Annotated in this window: 13 protein-coding genes; all 13 read left to right on the top strand. The window is 39.2% G+C overall.

Annotated features, from left to right (window positions below):
* Window positions 1-66 precede the first annotated feature (66 nt).
* The 13 genes from NQ488_00545 to NQ488_00605 are packed head-to-tail and all read left to right on the top strand — an operon-like array spanning window position 67 to window position 15736.
* Entirely contained in the window at window positions 67-1464 is a 1398-nt protein-coding gene (locus NQ488_00545; protein ID UWN95834.1) for an exopolysaccharide biosynthesis polyprenyl glycosylphosphotransferase, read from the top strand.
* Between the two features lie 30 nt (window positions 1465-1494).
* Entirely contained in the window at window positions 1495-2553 is a 1059-nt protein-coding gene (locus tag NQ488_00550; GenBank protein ID UWN95835.1) for a glycosyltransferase family 4 protein, read from the top strand.
* 8 nt (window positions 2554-2561) lie between these two features.
* Window positions 2562-3794, top strand: a complete 1233-nt coding sequence (locus NQ488_00555) for a glycosyltransferase family 4 protein (protein ID UWN95836.1) — start codon at window positions 2562-2564, stop codon at window positions 3792-3794.
* Window positions 3795-3811: 17 nt separating this feature from the next.
* On the top strand, window positions 3812-4825 hold the full coding sequence (locus tag NQ488_00560; GenBank protein ID UWN95837.1) for a glycosyltransferase family 2 protein: 1014 nt from the start codon (window positions 3812-3814) through the stop codon (window positions 4823-4825).
* A 27-nt stretch (window positions 4826-4852) separates the two neighbouring features.
* Window positions 4853-5719, top strand: a complete 867-nt coding sequence (locus NQ488_00565; GenBank protein UWN95838.1) for a glycosyltransferase family 2 protein — start codon at window positions 4853-4855, stop codon at window positions 5717-5719.
* Window positions 5716-7167: a flippase gene (locus tag NQ488_00570; GenBank protein UWN95839.1), complete on the top strand. Its 1452-nt coding sequence runs from the start codon at window positions 5716-5718 to the stop codon at window positions 7165-7167. The genes NQ488_00565 and NQ488_00570 overlap by 4 nt, the downstream gene beginning before the upstream one ends.
* Window positions 7168-7216: 49 nt before the next feature.
* Entirely contained in the window at window positions 7217-8257 is a 1041-nt protein-coding gene (locus NQ488_00575) for a polysaccharide biosynthesis protein (GenBank protein UWN97071.1), read from the top strand.
* 13 nt (window positions 8258-8270) lie between these two features.
* A complete protein-coding gene (locus NQ488_00580; GenBank protein UWN95840.1) occupies window positions 8271-9398 on the top strand; it encodes an EpsG family protein in 1128 nt (375 codons plus the stop codon).
* 12 nt (window positions 9399-9410) lie between these two features.
* Window positions 9411-10631: an NAD-dependent epimerase/dehydratase family protein gene (locus NQ488_00585; GenBank protein ID UWN95841.1), complete on the top strand. Its 1221-nt coding sequence runs from the start codon at window positions 9411-9413 to the stop codon at window positions 10629-10631.
* A 16-nt stretch (window positions 10632-10647) separates the two neighbouring features.
* Window positions 10648-11832, top strand: a complete 1185-nt coding sequence (gene wecB / locus NQ488_00590) for a UDP-N-acetylglucosamine 2-epimerase (non-hydrolyzing) (protein UWN95842.1) — start codon at window positions 10648-10650, stop codon at window positions 11830-11832.
* A gap of 15 nt (window positions 11833-11847) precedes the next feature.
* Window positions 11848-12930: a DUF6077 domain-containing protein gene (locus NQ488_00595; GenBank protein UWN95843.1), complete on the top strand. Its 1083-nt coding sequence runs from the start codon at window positions 11848-11850 to the stop codon at window positions 12928-12930.
* A gap of 29 nt (window positions 12931-12959) precedes the next feature.
* Window positions 12960-13790 carry a hypothetical protein gene (locus tag NQ488_00600; GenBank protein UWN95844.1) on the top strand — a complete coding sequence of 277 codons (831 nt, stop codon included), beginning with the start codon at window positions 12960-12962 and terminating at the stop codon, window positions 13788-13790.
* On the top strand, window positions 13790-15736 hold the full coding sequence (locus tag NQ488_00605; protein UWN95845.1) for a DUF6077 domain-containing protein: 1947 nt from the start codon (window positions 13790-13792) through the stop codon (window positions 15734-15736). The genes NQ488_00600 and NQ488_00605 overlap by 1 nt, the downstream gene beginning before the upstream one ends.
* Window positions 15737-15775 lie beyond the last annotated feature (39 nt).

Consider the following 15775-nt stretch of genomic DNA (forward strand, 5'->3'; position numbering starts at 1 on the left):
CATTGAATACCGATATTATAATAAATATTGCCGGTAAGAGGATGGAGCAGACAAAGGAGAGTTTTAATGATACATAAAAATCAGAAAAAGAATTTTGCACTGTTTATGATAAAGGTACTTATAGTATTAGCGAATACATGTATATTTGCAGCTGCCTGGTATATGTATTACAGAGAAAAGATGTGGGTAAACACATTTTACAATAAGGGTGATTATGCTGTAATCGCATTATATCTTATTATATATGCAATTATGGCAAAGATATATGACGGATTGGCACTGAGAATCAGCAGAATTTCGGAGCTGATTTATTCACAGGTTATAGCAGTACTTATAACGACAGGAATAATGTACATTGTAATTCTGCTCCTTACAAGACAGTGGGTCAATATCATGCCTTTGCTGCTCGAAGCGGCAATAAGCTGTACAGTATGCGTTGTATGGTCATTTGTAGCTAATAAGCTGACCAATATAATATATAAGCCTGCCAGGATATTTGTTGTTTATGATAACGATTCCGCATACAAAAACGGCAAATATATAATCGAAAAGCTTGTGTGGAGATTTGAGGCTGTCGGCGAGTATCACATACCTGATATTGTAGCGTGGTATGCTGATCAGGCTGCAGAACTTGACAGATTTTCCCAAGCATTAGAAAAAAGCGGCGCTGACTGCGTGATGCTATGCGGGCTGGCATCAAGCCAGAGAAATGATATTCTTAAATATTGCATAGAGAACGATGTAAAAGTTTTTGTAAGACCTAATATCGGAGATTTCATAATGAGCAACGCACAGATTGTGCAGATGGCTAACCTTCCGGTACTTGTCTGCGAGAAATCAGCACCAAGCCTGTTCTATACAGTGACAAAAAGAGTGATGGATATAGTGATATCGGTTATCGGAATTGTGATAACAAGCCCGATACTTCTTATTACGGCAATTGCAATAAAGCTGTATGATGGCGGACCTGTATTCTACAAGCAGGTCAGACTTACACATAACGGAAAGAAGTTCAATATATTAAAGTTCAGAAGCATGAAAGTTGATGCTGAGAAGGATGGTGTCGCAAGATTATCCTCACAGGGAGATTCAAGAATAACTCCTGTTGGCCGTTTTATAAGGGCATGCAGAATAGATGAACTTCCGCAGCTCTTCAATATAATCGGAGGCTCGCTCAGTATTGTAGGGCCAAGACCTGAGAGACCGGAGATTGCAGAGGAATACGCAAAGGAGATGCCGGAGTTCTCACTAAGGCTTCAGGTGAAGGCCGGACTTACCGGATATGCACAGGTATATGGCAAATATAACACAGAACCATATGACAAGCTTCAGATGGATTTGCTATACATATCAAGACTTGGAATAGCAACTGACTTTAAGATTATACTTGCAACCATAAAGGTACTGTTTATGCCGGAGAGCACTGAAGGAATTGCGAGCGGTCAGACTACAGCAAAAAAATAATATAAGAAAAATGGTGCGTGTGATAACATAATGGATAATAATAAGATAGCAATAATAACATTTTCGGACAATGTGGATCATCAGAATATTGTCTATAGTATGTATAACTCCATAAAAGATAAAGAGGATGTTATTACTATAGGAAGATCCAATCCCAAAAGTCTTATAGCAGGCAGTTCTGAGAATAATTTCTATTTTGACGGACCGGCAAGACCGGGAATAGAATTAAAGACATTCAGACTTGATATACTTTTTAAGATTGCCCGATTGATAAAAAAGAAGGATATTAAGTATCTGTATTTTGAAAGCGTACATGTATGGAATATAGCAATAATGCTGTTATGCCGCAAGTGTACAAGGATACAGGTAGTACATGACGTAATACCTCATGATCTGAGTAAGGCTGTCATAATGTGTACAAAGTTATTATGCAGGCTTTCAGACCACATTGTTATACATAATAACAAATATATGGATACGCTCAGTGAAGAATACAAAGTCCCGAAAGACAAGATAACAAGCCTTGACCTGTGGAGAGATTTCCCTTCGGAGAGCAGGCCGGCTCATACAGGAAGATTTCTGTATTTTGGACGTATAAGGAAGTACAAAGGCCTGGATACGCTTGAAAAAATTATAAGAGAAACTCCGGAGATATCATATTATGTTGTCGGAAGCCCCGATGATGAGAGCAGGGAGATAGCGGAAAAGATTGCCGGATACGATAATGTCGATGCAAATCTTACGGAAGTGCCGGAAAAAGAGATGAGATGGTACTTTGAGAATTCTGACTGGATAATACTTCCGTATGAATCGGCTACCCAGAGTGGTGTCATTATTGATGCATATAAGTTCTCACGCCCGGTTATAGCTTTTGATGTTGGAGCAATCAGTGAACAGGTACGGGATGGAAAGACAGGATTTTTGATAGAACATGGCAATTACAGGCAGTTTATTGAGAAGATAAGGCTGGCTTCAGGGATGGATGACAGGCTGGATGAATTCTCACATGCGGCGTATGAAGTCGGTTTTAATAAGTATTCAAGCGATGCTGTATCGGTTCAGTTTATCGAAATGTTGAAGGGACTATAACAGACATAATGAAAGTATTATATTTTGTGCAGTATTTTATACCCGAAAAATGCTCCAGCCCATACCTTGTGACAGATCTGATAGAGGCTATGGCACAGCAGGGATGGAAGGTTGATGTATATACGTCTACACCGACAAGAGGCGTGGACAGGGATACAATCCGATACTATCGCAGGCACAGAGTCGAAACGATGTTCAGTGATAATGTCCATATTCACAGAATGCCGCTTTTTCAGGAGAAGACAAAGGTTATCCAGCGTACACTCAGGTTCCTTTTGTTCAGCCTTGAATGTCTGTGGATAGGGCTCACCAAGGATGCAGATGTTGTTTTCTGCGGTAGCGGACCTCCGACGCAGGGAGTGATATTAGGGCTTATACATAAGCTTACACATAAGAAGGTTGTATATAACCTTCAGGATGCCTTCCCTGAATCACTGGTTACGACGGGGATAACATCAGAAGGCTCGGCTGTATATAATGTCGGACTCAAGATGGAGCGCTTTACTTACAACAATGTTGACAGGATAATAACTATATCGGAGTCAATGTTCGGCAATATGATATCCAAGGTAGATAATCCCGATAAAGTAAGCATGGTGTATAACTGGCTGGATGATACCGTTCATCATGTAGAGCGGCAGGATAATGACCTGTTTGAGAGGTTTGACCTGAGCAGAGACAGGTTCATTGTTACATATGCAGGCAATGTAGGAAAGGCACAGGGAATAGAGACGCTGATTGAGGCTGCGGATATATTAAAGAGTGACAGAGATATAGAGTTCTGTATATTCGGGGCAGGAGCAAGTCTTGAGGATATAAAGGCATATGCTGCCGGCAAAGGACTTGATAACGTCAGATTTCTTCCGCTTCTTGGCAAGGATGACATATCGAAGGTATACAGCCTCGGAGATGTTTCGCTTGTCATGTGCCGTAAAGGTGTAGGAACGTCTGGAATGCCAAGTAAGACGTGGAGCATTATTGCTGCACAGACAGCACTTATTGTATCCTTTGATGCCGGAAGCGAGTTGTATAATATGGTAAGCAGCGGGAATTGCGGAATCGCAGTTGATGCAGAGAGACCGGCTGAGCTTGCAGATGCTATATTGAAGATGAAGTCGGATAAGGCTGTAAAAGAGTCCTGCATTGCCAATGCTTACAGGGTTATGCTGGACAAAGCATCAAGAAAATCGTCAGTTGGAAAGTATATTGACCAGATAAAGTCATGTATAAAAGATAATTAATCAAGGAGAAATATTTCATGAAAGATAAGTTCCTGTCTGTATGTATAACGTCATACAATCGTGTTAATGAGCTTAGAAGATGTCTTAATTCGATAAAGACAAGATACAGTGATGAAGTAGAGATTATTGTAAGCGAGGATAATTCACCGCAGAGAGATGCAATTGCTGATATGGTTAAGCAGTTTGCCGGTGAGAGCAGTATAGATGTTATATTTAATACGAATGAGGTCAATCAGGGCTATGACAGAAATCTCGGAAGATTAAAGAGCCTTGCATCAGGCAAATATATATTCTACCTTAGCGACGATGACTGCATCATGGACGGAGCTCTTGATAAGGTTATTGACGCACTTAAGGAGCAGAAGCCGGCGCTTATGTTTGAACCGTTTTACTACGGACCGGTTGATGCGGTAAAAAGAAAATATAACAAAAGTTTCAGAATTGATGCCGGGGAGGAAGCTGCTTCAACATATCTGTATGATGCAATACTGTTTTCAGGTCTTATCTTTGAGAAGGACAAGATAGCGGAGTATGATGCAGAGCGTTTTCTTAACTGTAATTATTTTCAGGTATATATGTTCCTTATGACAATTAAAAAGTACGGAGCATATTATCTTGATGTCATGACCATAGACAGTGTCTCCGATGGTGAAAATGCATACGGAACAGTAAAGTCTACAAAGAAGAACGAGCTCCTTGCAGACAGGAATTCAATCTATTCCAATATTGAATTCAATAAGGGTCTCATAAAGGTAATAAGATTCTTTGATGAAGACAGTAATTCAGATGTAATAACAAAATTTGCAAAAGAATATTCAATGCGTTCTTACGGAGGCCTTAGCAGAGCAAGGGCGTATGGAAGGGCAGAATTCAGAAATTACTGGAAAAAGCTGAATGAGCTTGATATTCCGATAAGCGGGACAGCAAAGACATATTATGCAACATTACTTATATTTGGAAATAAGGTCTGTGATGTTATATATGGAATACCGAAGAAGCTGCTGCTCATGAGAAGAAGCAATAAGCAGTGACAGAAGCATGAAAGGCAGAGTTATCTAATGATTTGCGCAGGAATAGTTACATATAATCCGGATATCTCACTTTTTAAGGAGTGTCTGGGAAGAGTTGCAGCTCAGGTCGATAAAGTATACATAGCGGACAACGGCTCCGGCAATGTATCAGACGTTATAAGGTGTGCCGGGGAAGCGGGCTGCTGTCACAATGATATAATATGCAATGAAGACAATCTGGGAATAGCGCGCGCACTTAATCAGGTATGTGAGGCAGCTTATAATGACGGATATCAGTGGATACTGACAATGGACCAGGATTCGGTATGTGATTATGAGATGGTTGCCGGAATGATTCCGTATACGGATCAGGACAATATAGGAATACTGGCACCCGAGGTTGAATTCAGGACAGATAAAGAGCTTATAGCATCCACAAAGAAATTTGATACGGCAACACAGAATATCAGGGCGTGTATAACAAGCGGAAGTCTCATGAACCTTAAGGCATGGAAGCAGATTGGTGGATTTGATGAATGGCTGTTCATAGACCACGTTGATAACGAGATATGCACTCACCTTATAAAGGAAGGTTATTCAGTAGTGCGTGTCAGAGGAGCTAAGCTTTACCAGAGAGCCGGAGAGATGAAGTATAAAAAGCTGCTTTCCGGCAAAAAGATACTTCTGCCATATTACTCCAAGTTTCGGAATTACTATATATGCAGAAATTCAGTATTTTACATAAGAAAATATAAAAAAGAGATAAATGTAAGACACGAGAGCTGCGTACTGATATACTCACAGTTGGTAAAGCTGCTTTTTGAACGCAAAAGATGGGATACTCTTACGAGTACGGTAAAAGGAATTGTAGATGGTTTTAGAGCTCCGATTGTGGATACAGAGGGTGAAAAATGACTGGAACAAGTACAATAAAGAAGTCGATGTATAATGTTGCTTATAAAGGTGTCAATATCCTGTATCCACTCATTACATCAGCATATATATCAAGAATTCTTATGGCAAAGGGTGTCGGTGATGTTGCCTTTGCCATTAATATCGTAAGTTATTTTATAATTGCGGCATCTCTTGGTATTCCTAATTATGCTATAAAGGCAATAGCGGGAATCAGGGATGACATGAATAAGAGGAACAGAGTATTCAGTGAACTTGCAAGTATAGTATCAGTTTCTTCAGTTGCTGCCACGATGCTGTATTTTATGGCGGTAACTAATGTAAGCAGTATAAAAAGCGACAACATCCTTATTAACATAATACTGGGATTTGCACTGATATCTAATGCGGTCAACTATGACTGGCTGTTTGAGGCTATGGAAGATTACAGATATATAGCTGTCAGGACAACAGTCATCAAACTGATTTCACTATTATTTCTTATTCTTTTTGTTAAAAAGACGGATGATATAATCATATATATTGCCATATATTCATTCACACTGACGGCAAGTAACATATGTAACGGAATAGCTTCAAGAAAATATGTCCGCTTCAGTCTTAAGAATCTGAATGTAAAGCAGCACCTTAAGGCAGTATTCATCCTGTTTGCGGCATCATGTGCAACAGACGTCTATACGCTGCTTGATTCAACAATGCTCGGGATTATGTGTCCATCAGAATATCTTGGCTATTATTCCAATTCAACAAAGATTGTAAGAGCTGTATATGGTATGATAATTGCAGCTACGACGATATATTTTCCAAGGCTCAGCAACTTATATGCCACAGGTAAGAAGCAGGAATATGACAGCTGTCTCAAAAGGTGCTACAATATATCCATGCTTCTTGCAATACCGACAGCAGTAGGAATGATAATGACGGCGGGCTGGTTCATACCGATTATATTCGGCAGTGATTTCAAGGCAGCAGCGTTTACAACACAGCTGTTGTCAGTTCTTGTTATAGTATTTTCGATAGCAACCGTATTTGGACATATATCACTGATAATATATGGAAAAGAAAAAAATATTCTTATAGCAACGATTGTGGGAGCTGTGATTAACTTTACATTGAATTACATTCTTATTCCGGTATGTGCGCAGAATGGCGCGGCAATAGCATCACTTATAGGGGAACTCGCGGTTACGGTAATACTTGTTGTCTCTAGTCTCAGGTCAGTCTATGTGAACCTTCTGAATAAAGACATACTGAAAGTAATATTTGCGGCAATGCTTATGCTGGGATTTTTATCTGCAGTAAAACTGCTTGCCGATAGCGGTAATATTATTACACTTATTATTGCTGTAGCAGGTGGAATTGCTGTATATGCGGCTGCTATACTTGCTGTAAAGAATAGTGAGGCAATGTTGTTGATTGATATTATCCGGAGACGGATAAAAAGGCAATAACCAATTATATACATTTTCTATGATGGAGGAAAGCATGAACACAACTGAATTGTTTAAAGGAAAGACATTGATGATTACCGGTGGAACGGGTTCGTTTGGTTCTACTGTGCTGAAGCATTTTCTTGATTCGGATCTGGAGGAAATCAGAATATTTTCAAGAGATGAGAAGAAGCAGGATGATATGCGACATGAACTGCAGGCCAAGCATCCTGAACATGCCGGCAAGGTTAAGTTCTACATTGGAGATGTCAGAAATATCAGGTCTGTTGAAGACGCTGTGCAGGGAGTTGATTATATATTCCATGCCGCAGCCCTTAAGCAGGTACCATCATGTGAATTCTTCCCTATGGAGGCTGTAAGAACTAATATTGAAGGTACTGACAATGTGCTTCATGCAGCTGTGGCAGCAGGAGTTAAGAAGATAGTATGCCTTTCTACAGATAAGGCTGCGTACCCTATTAATGCAATGGGCATATCCAAGGCAATGATGGAAAAGGTAATCGGTGCCAATGCAAGAGTGGCAGCAGGCAAGACTACAATATGCTGTACGAGATACGGCAATGTTATGTGCAGCAGAGGTTCGGTAATTCCGCTGTTTATTGACCAGATAAAGGCCGGTAATCCTATAACAATAACCAATCCTGATATGACAAGATTCCTTATGAATCTCGATGAGGCTGTGGATCTTGTAATGTTCGCATTTGCAAATGGAGAGCCGGGAGACCTGTTTGTACAGAAGTCGGATGCAAGTACTATAGGAGATCTTGCAAAGGCAGTGCAGGCATTGTTTGGAGATACGGGCACAAGAATTATAGGTACAAGACATGGCGAGAAGTTATACGAGACGCTGATGACTAACGAAGAGTGCGTAAGAAGTCAGGATATGGGTAACTATTACAGGGTTTTTGCTGACGGAAGAGACCTGAATTACGACAAGTTCTTTGTTGACGGCAAAGTACAGACAATGGCAAGTGAGGCATATACATCACATAATACAAAGAGACTTGATGTTCAGGGAACCATCGATAAGATACTTACAACAGATTATGTTCAGCAGGAACTTGAGAAATTAAAAAACGGGGACAGGTAATAGATATACACTTATGAATATTTACTTATTTGCGGCACTTTTTCTTACAGGTGCAGCCGGGACTATTTATGAATTCAGACATAAGAAGACTAATTACTGCATTGCCGGCATATTCTGCATATTGTTTGTTGCAACAGCAGTATCGAGGGTATATCGTGTTAATGAGCTGAGAGCTTACAGCGATATGGCATATTATCTTAAGTGCTACAGCGAGGGTAACAGCTCATATTTCGCATTGGGGTATAGAGCCCTGTCCAAGGCATTATATATGCTGCATTGCAACGAGTATGTCCTTATAGGTGTGATTGCTTCACTTAATATCCTGTGTATCTGGCTTGCATATGACAGGCTTGTACGCTACAGAAGGAAGCATGCCAAAGAGACAGGAGCATTTTTGTGTGCCGTGCTGTTTACATATTCAATGTATTGGGGATTTCTGTTTGCAACAGAGGGAATAAGACAGGGAATGGCTATAACGATATGCATATTATCAATAGCATTTATGCTTAACGAAGAAGTGGCTGCATCGCTTATAACATTTGTAATAGCATGTCTGTTTCATAAGTCAATATTACTTGCAGCAGCGATACTTATACTTATCAGATTCCGTAAGAAAAAGCTTGCCCGGAAAAATTATCTTATATGGATGATTTCGTTAATAGTAATTGATTTTATATTTGCGGTTATAAGAGTTAACGTTGGTGATCCTGTTACCAGCCTGATGTCCGTTATCGTTCAGGGGATATCATCATTGTATGCTCCTGCCAGCAGAATACTTGCATATTTTGCAAATCAGCAGACACAGAATACACTGTTTGGATATATGACAACACAGTATATTTTCTACAATATGGTTGCAATATGGCTTGTGTCAGGTGATATTGAGGACGAACTTCTGAACCGTTCAGTCCTTATATATTTTATCGGTCTGACTATAGGAACATTTTTCAGGGGCTTTATAGCTGTGATAAGGCTGCAGTGGGTATTCATGGGAATTACGACTATAGCAATATATGCATATCTGAGTGCAAAGGCAGTATCATGGTGGAACAATAAATACATAAAATATACATCTGTGATATTATATTGCGGATGGCAGTCGGTTATGATTTTGAGATATTTTGGAATGTATTTTATTTAAGGAGATATATAGATGAAGATTTTGGTTACGGGAGCTTCCGGATTTGTAGGGAGAAATCTTGTCTCAGCATTGGAAAATATCAGAGATAAAAAAGATACAACAAGAAATATTCAGGTTGAATGTGTGTACCAATATGACAGAAAGTCAACATCAGGGGAATTGATGGATTATTGTAAGGATGCTGATTTCGTATTTAATCTCGCAGGAGTTAACAGACCTAAGAAGCAGTCTGAATTCATGGAAGGTAATTATGAATTTGCAGATACATTGCTTGATGCACTCAGGAAGAATAATAACAGATGTCCTGTGATGCTGGCATCATCAATTCAGGCAGCCCTGACGGGAAGATTTGCAGGAAGTGATTACGGAAAAAGCAAGCTCGCCGGAGAAGAACTTTTCTTTAAGTATGGACGCAGTAATGGTGTAAATGTTCTTGTATACAGATTCCCTAACCTGTTCGGCAAATGGTGCAGGCCTAATTATAATTCTGCTGTTGCAACATTCTGTCATAACATAGCTAACGGTCTTCCGATTCAGGTTAATGACCGCAATACTGAACTGGAGCTTCTTTATATTGATGATCTGATAGATGAGATGATAGCAGCTCTTGAAGGAAGAGAGCACCGATGTGAATTTGAGGACACAACGGCTGTACCTGATGTTAACGGAAGATACTGCTACGCACCTGTCACGCATCATGTGACACTTGGAGAGATAGCTGATCTGCTTGATAGCTTTTCAGAGCAGAGCAGCACGCTTGTTATGCCTGAGATACCGCACGGTTCATTTGCAAAGAAGCTGTATTCAACGTATCTGTCATATCTTCCTGAAGACAGGATTATGTATCCGTTGACAATGAACAGCGATGAGAGGGGCAGCTTTACGGAGCTTCTTAAGACGCGGGCATGCGGACAGATATCTGTAAACATAAGCAAACCGGGAATTACCAAGGGACAGCACTGGCACAACAGCAAATGGGAGATATTCTACGTCGTATCAGGACACGGACTTATTCAGGAGAGAAAGATTGGACGAGATAAAGACGGCAATCTGTACCCTGTAAAAAATTATGAAGTCAGCGGGGACAAGATTGAAGCAATACAGATGCTTCCGGGGTATACGCATAATATTATAAATTTATCAGAGACAGAAGATCTTGTTACGGTTATGTGGGCTAACGAGTCATTCGACAGACTGCATCCCGATACATTTTATGAGAATGTTGATGATTAAGTGAGGAGACAGAATTATGGATATTAAGATTGATTACAGCGATGTGCATTTTAAAAATGACGGAAGAATAAAGCTTCTTATTCTTGTTGGTACAAGACCTGAGGTTATAAGGCTGAGCGCCGTGATAAAAAAGTGCAGGAAGTATTTTGATGTGCTGCTTGCACATACAGGACAGAATTACGACTATAATCTCAATGGAGTATTCTTTAAGGACCTTAAGCTTGATAATCCTGATGTATATCTGAATGCAGTCGGAGCTGACCTCGGTGAGACTGTTGGCAATATTATCAACTGTTCATACAAGCTTATGAATGAGACAAAGCCGGATGCAATACTTATCCTTGGTGATACTAACTCATGTCTGTCTGCGATAGCGGCAAAGAGATTGCATATTCCTATATTCCATATGGAAGCAGGAAACAGATGTAAAGATGAGTGCCTTCCGGAGGAGACAAACCGCAGAATTGTTGACATTATTTCAGATGTCAATCTTGCATATTCTGAGCATGCAAGAAAGTATCTTCATGAATGTGGTCTCCCAAAGGAGAGAGTATATGTTACAGGTTCACCTATGGCAGAAGTATTACATGAGAATCTTGAGCAGATAAAAAAGTCTGATATATTGGAGCGCCTTGGACTTGAGACAGGAAAGTATATATTGTTATCAGCTCACAGAGAAGAGAATATAGACACAGAGAAGAATTTTGAGTCGTTATTCAATGCAGTTAATAAGATGGCTGAGAAATATGATATGCCTATTCTGTACTCATGCCATCCACGTTCACGCAAGAGAATTGAGAATTCGGGATTCAAGCTGGATTCAAGGGTAATTCAGCATGAGCCGATGGGATTTCATGATTATAATAATCTTCAGATGAATGCATTTGCGGTTGTGTCTGATTCGGGAACATTGCCGGAGGAGAGCAGCTTCTTTACAAGCGTAGGACATCCGTTCCCTGCAATATGCATAAGAACATCAACAGAAAGACCGGAAGCATTGGACAAAGGCTGCTTTATTCTTGCCGGTATTGATGAAAAAGGTCTGCTGCAGGCAGTTGATACGGCGGTTAAGATGAATCAGAATGGTGATTATGGAATACCTGTTCCTGATTATATTGAAGAGAATGTAAGTACTAAGGTGGTTAAGATAATACAGAGCTATACGGGCGTTGTTGACAAGATGGTATGGCGCAAACAGTAAATTAAGGATAGTGATATGTGGCTTACAATACTCAAAATATTGATTGCTCTGTTAGCAATATCCGGCATCTGTATATTGTGCGGACAGGTTTTGTATACGCTGATGCCGGTTAAAAAGAGCACGCTTGTACAAAAGTTCATAGCAGGGCTTCTGTTTGAGATGGCTGTATATGAAGTACTTTATATATTTATGGTATTCAGGTATGTGAGTCTTGGCAAGCTCACTTTCTGCTGGATGCTGGTAACGGCGGTTACAGCGGCGGCAGGTCTGTGGATTAGCGTTAAGAAAAATATCCAAAGACCATATGCAGTCAAAAAGAAGTTCAAAAAGTATTTGTCTGATATTAATATATATACAATTGTAATGCTTATATTAATCTGTGCATATACGATTATGACATTATTATATCAGCAGGAATTTCAGGATGATGCATTTTTTGCGGGAATTGCGTCAACATCATATACTACTGACACTATTATAAGATACAGCCCATATACCGGTGGAGAGATTACGGTGCTCAGGTATGCAAAATATGTGTTCTCGGGATATCCTGTAATGATAGCTTCGCTTGCCAGGGTTACATTACTCAGACCAATTGTTGTTATGCACATAGTTATTCCGGTGCTTATGATTGGTGCTCACTATATATTGTGTTACATGTTTGCACAGATGGTATTCAGAAGCCGTCACAAATCAGAGATAGCAATGATTATATTATGCATTATTAATATGAATTCACTGTATGTGATAAATGAGATGTCAACATCGGCATGGATGTTTGTGGGTGCATGGTATGGCAAATCAATACTGTCAAATGTATGCATAATATCATTGTGGTACTATCTCATAAAGACTAATGATTCGTCAGTATCAGGTTATCTTGGCCCAAAAGGCTGGATTATTATATTTATAGCTGATATGGCGGCAGTACTGTCAAGTACATTTGCGTGTATCGCAGTACTGGCTGTATCATTTGTTATTACATTATTCTACTTTGTTAAGAAGAGAAGCTGGTTTAATATTTGTGGATGGGCAATAACCATAATGCCTATGATGATAATTATGCTTATGACATACTTACTGAGATATAAAGCATGATTTTAAAGTGAGTGGTTGGGATAGGAATAATGATTACAGAATTTGCTGAGGCCTTCAGAACGGCTTTTTATCAATATTTTTCAAGCATATATTTTTACCCTTTTACTGCGGTTGTATGCATGATGCTGACCTTAAGGACGGGTTCGTGGCTGCAAAAAAGGGTATTGGTATATATACCGGTTTGTATTTTTGCAATTACTTTGTGTAATCCGGTATACTGGAAGCTTGCGGGAGTGACGGCGGATTATACATATAGCAGGTCATATTGGCTTATTCCGATTTTTCCGGTAATTGCATGCGCACTTGCTTCATATATAAGTAGGTTTAATATAAGGAAAGTTGCTGCATTATTGGTTATATTTACGGTTGTATGTGTCGTGTGGGGCGGAAACATCAGGAGTCTTTGTACTAATAAAAATGCGCATACATCTGAAAATATATATAAACTTCCACAGGACGTTGTGGATATAGCAGATGCTGTTATTGCCAATTCTGATGGAAATATCAGAATGCTTGCTCCGAATGAGATAAACATGTATATAAGGCAATATGATGCAAGAATCGGGCTGGTATATCACGCATGGAATGAAGAAATAACCTTTGAGGAAAAATCTTTTGTTCTTAACGGAGAATCAAGACTGATTACATTTAAAAGTCTCACGGAAGAGATGAATCGGGATTGGGCTGATATTTATTATCTTATAGCCGCACAGCCATACACTGATTGGAATTATCTTGTACTTAAGAACAGTCAGTATGCGACAGAAGAAATTACAGACAGTGGTTTGAAGATAATATATAAAAACGGAAACTACACAGTTTTTGTAAAGAGCAATAGTATATTGGAGAGCGGCTTGTAATGACTTTAATTTTATTTATCGCTATATTAATAACAGTGCCTTATATATGCGGATGTGCTTTCAAATGTTTCTTAAGAGATATGGCAATAGACGTAATACATACATATACAGTCGGATTCGTATTTATGTGGCTGACGTTTTCAGTAATACAGGTCCCATTGGTCTTGAAAGATGCACCAATTACAGTGATTACAATTATGTATCCTGTGCTTATAGCCCTGTTTATCGTGGTTGCTGCAGCAAAGGAAGGAATTAAGAGATTCAGGCATGAATTAACAAGACATCTTAGCTTTAAAAGGCAGGATATATTAGTATATGTAATGACGGCGGTTATATTTATTGCAATAATTGCCCAGATATATGTTGCTGCAGGAATTCAGGAGAGTGGCGTATATAATAATGAGTACACCATAGCACGTGCAGTACAGATATATTCTGACGGAACGCTTGGCAGACGGGTTAATGCGTTCACAGGTGCAGATATATCAGGAATTTCGTTTGATATGATAATGTCATCTCAGGCTGTATTTATTGCAATGATATCTTATATATTCAGGCAGCCGCCTCTTATAGCTGCCAATCTTTATATTCCGGTGATTATCATTCCTATGATATACATGTCATATTATATGGCTGCAAGGGTGCTGTTCCGCAATAAAAACAACAGATGTATATTTCTTATTGTGATAGCTATGCTTTCTTTGTACAGTAACTATTCGCTGCATCCGGCAGAGTCAATATGGAATCTGCTCTTTATTAATTGTTGGAATCCCAATGTCATTGCATGTCATATATTAATCCCATTAGGAACTTATTACGCTTTGACAGCGATAAATGCGGAATTCCGATGGGACAGGGCAGCTGTACAGCTCAGGGATGAAAAATCAGACAAGCTGTACAGGTCGGTAATAAAAAACAGAAGAATATTTCTGTGTAAAAGAACATACCTGGTGATGACAGCAGCTGCATTATGTTTTACAACAGCTTATGGCATTATTATGGGAACTATATTATATGCCTGCATATTTATGTATTACTATGTTTCTAACTATGGTGGGGTAGATATTAACATAAAGCGATATGCTGCAGTAATCATGCCGGCTGTAATTTATCTGGTGCTGCTGATTATCACATCAGCCGTGTCGCATACTGCCGGGAGCATATCCGGATTCTGGCAGGATTATACAACATGCTATAAGGAGATATTCAGTAACGACTTTAAAAATAATATGTATCTGCTTATTTTTATATCAGCAGTGATGTACCAGTATCTAAAGAAAGAAAGTTCAGGAAAAGCGGCATGCGTGTATATTCCAATGCTTGTTTTTGGAATCGGGGTAATTAATCCGCTTATATATATGCTTTTCAGACTTTTTGCACCGTCATATTGTAAAGTTATCTTTTGGATTCTCCCTATTAATGCAATTATAGCATATACGGTGGTTGATATGATTAATGCAGTCTGTAATACGGATACAAATAGGAATATTAATATTGCAGGCGTATGTCTGATTACAGTTATAAGTATAATCAGTTTTATGCCAAGATACGGATATAACTTTGCATGGGAAGGGGCTGCTACACCTGATAAGATATCGGACGAGACAAGACAGATATGCGATATAATAGATAATGACGGGCAGGATAAGAATGTTATAGCACTTAACGAACTGTGTTCACAGATTAGGTTATGTGATACGGACATAAAGCTTTATTATTACACAGACAATCAGTATGCATGCAATGACGACAAAGACATGTATGCATATCTTAATCAGGATGAGCCATACCTTCAGGGAATCGTGCAGAATGCAAAACGTGAAGGATATAATTATATTATATTCAGGAAAGGGATTCTGGATCCGAACTGGTCATCAGTTCAGTATCATATATGGCCGGCAGGTTCTACAGAGAATTATGATGTATACAGTATAGGATATTTTTAATCATAACGTAAGGCTTATACCGGAATCAAGTTGCAAAAT

The organism is [Bacteroides] pectinophilus (assembly GCA_025146925.1).
Classification (GTDB): Bacteria; Bacillota; Clostridia; order Lachnospirales; family Lachnospiraceae; genus Bacteroides_F; species Bacteroides_F pectinophilus.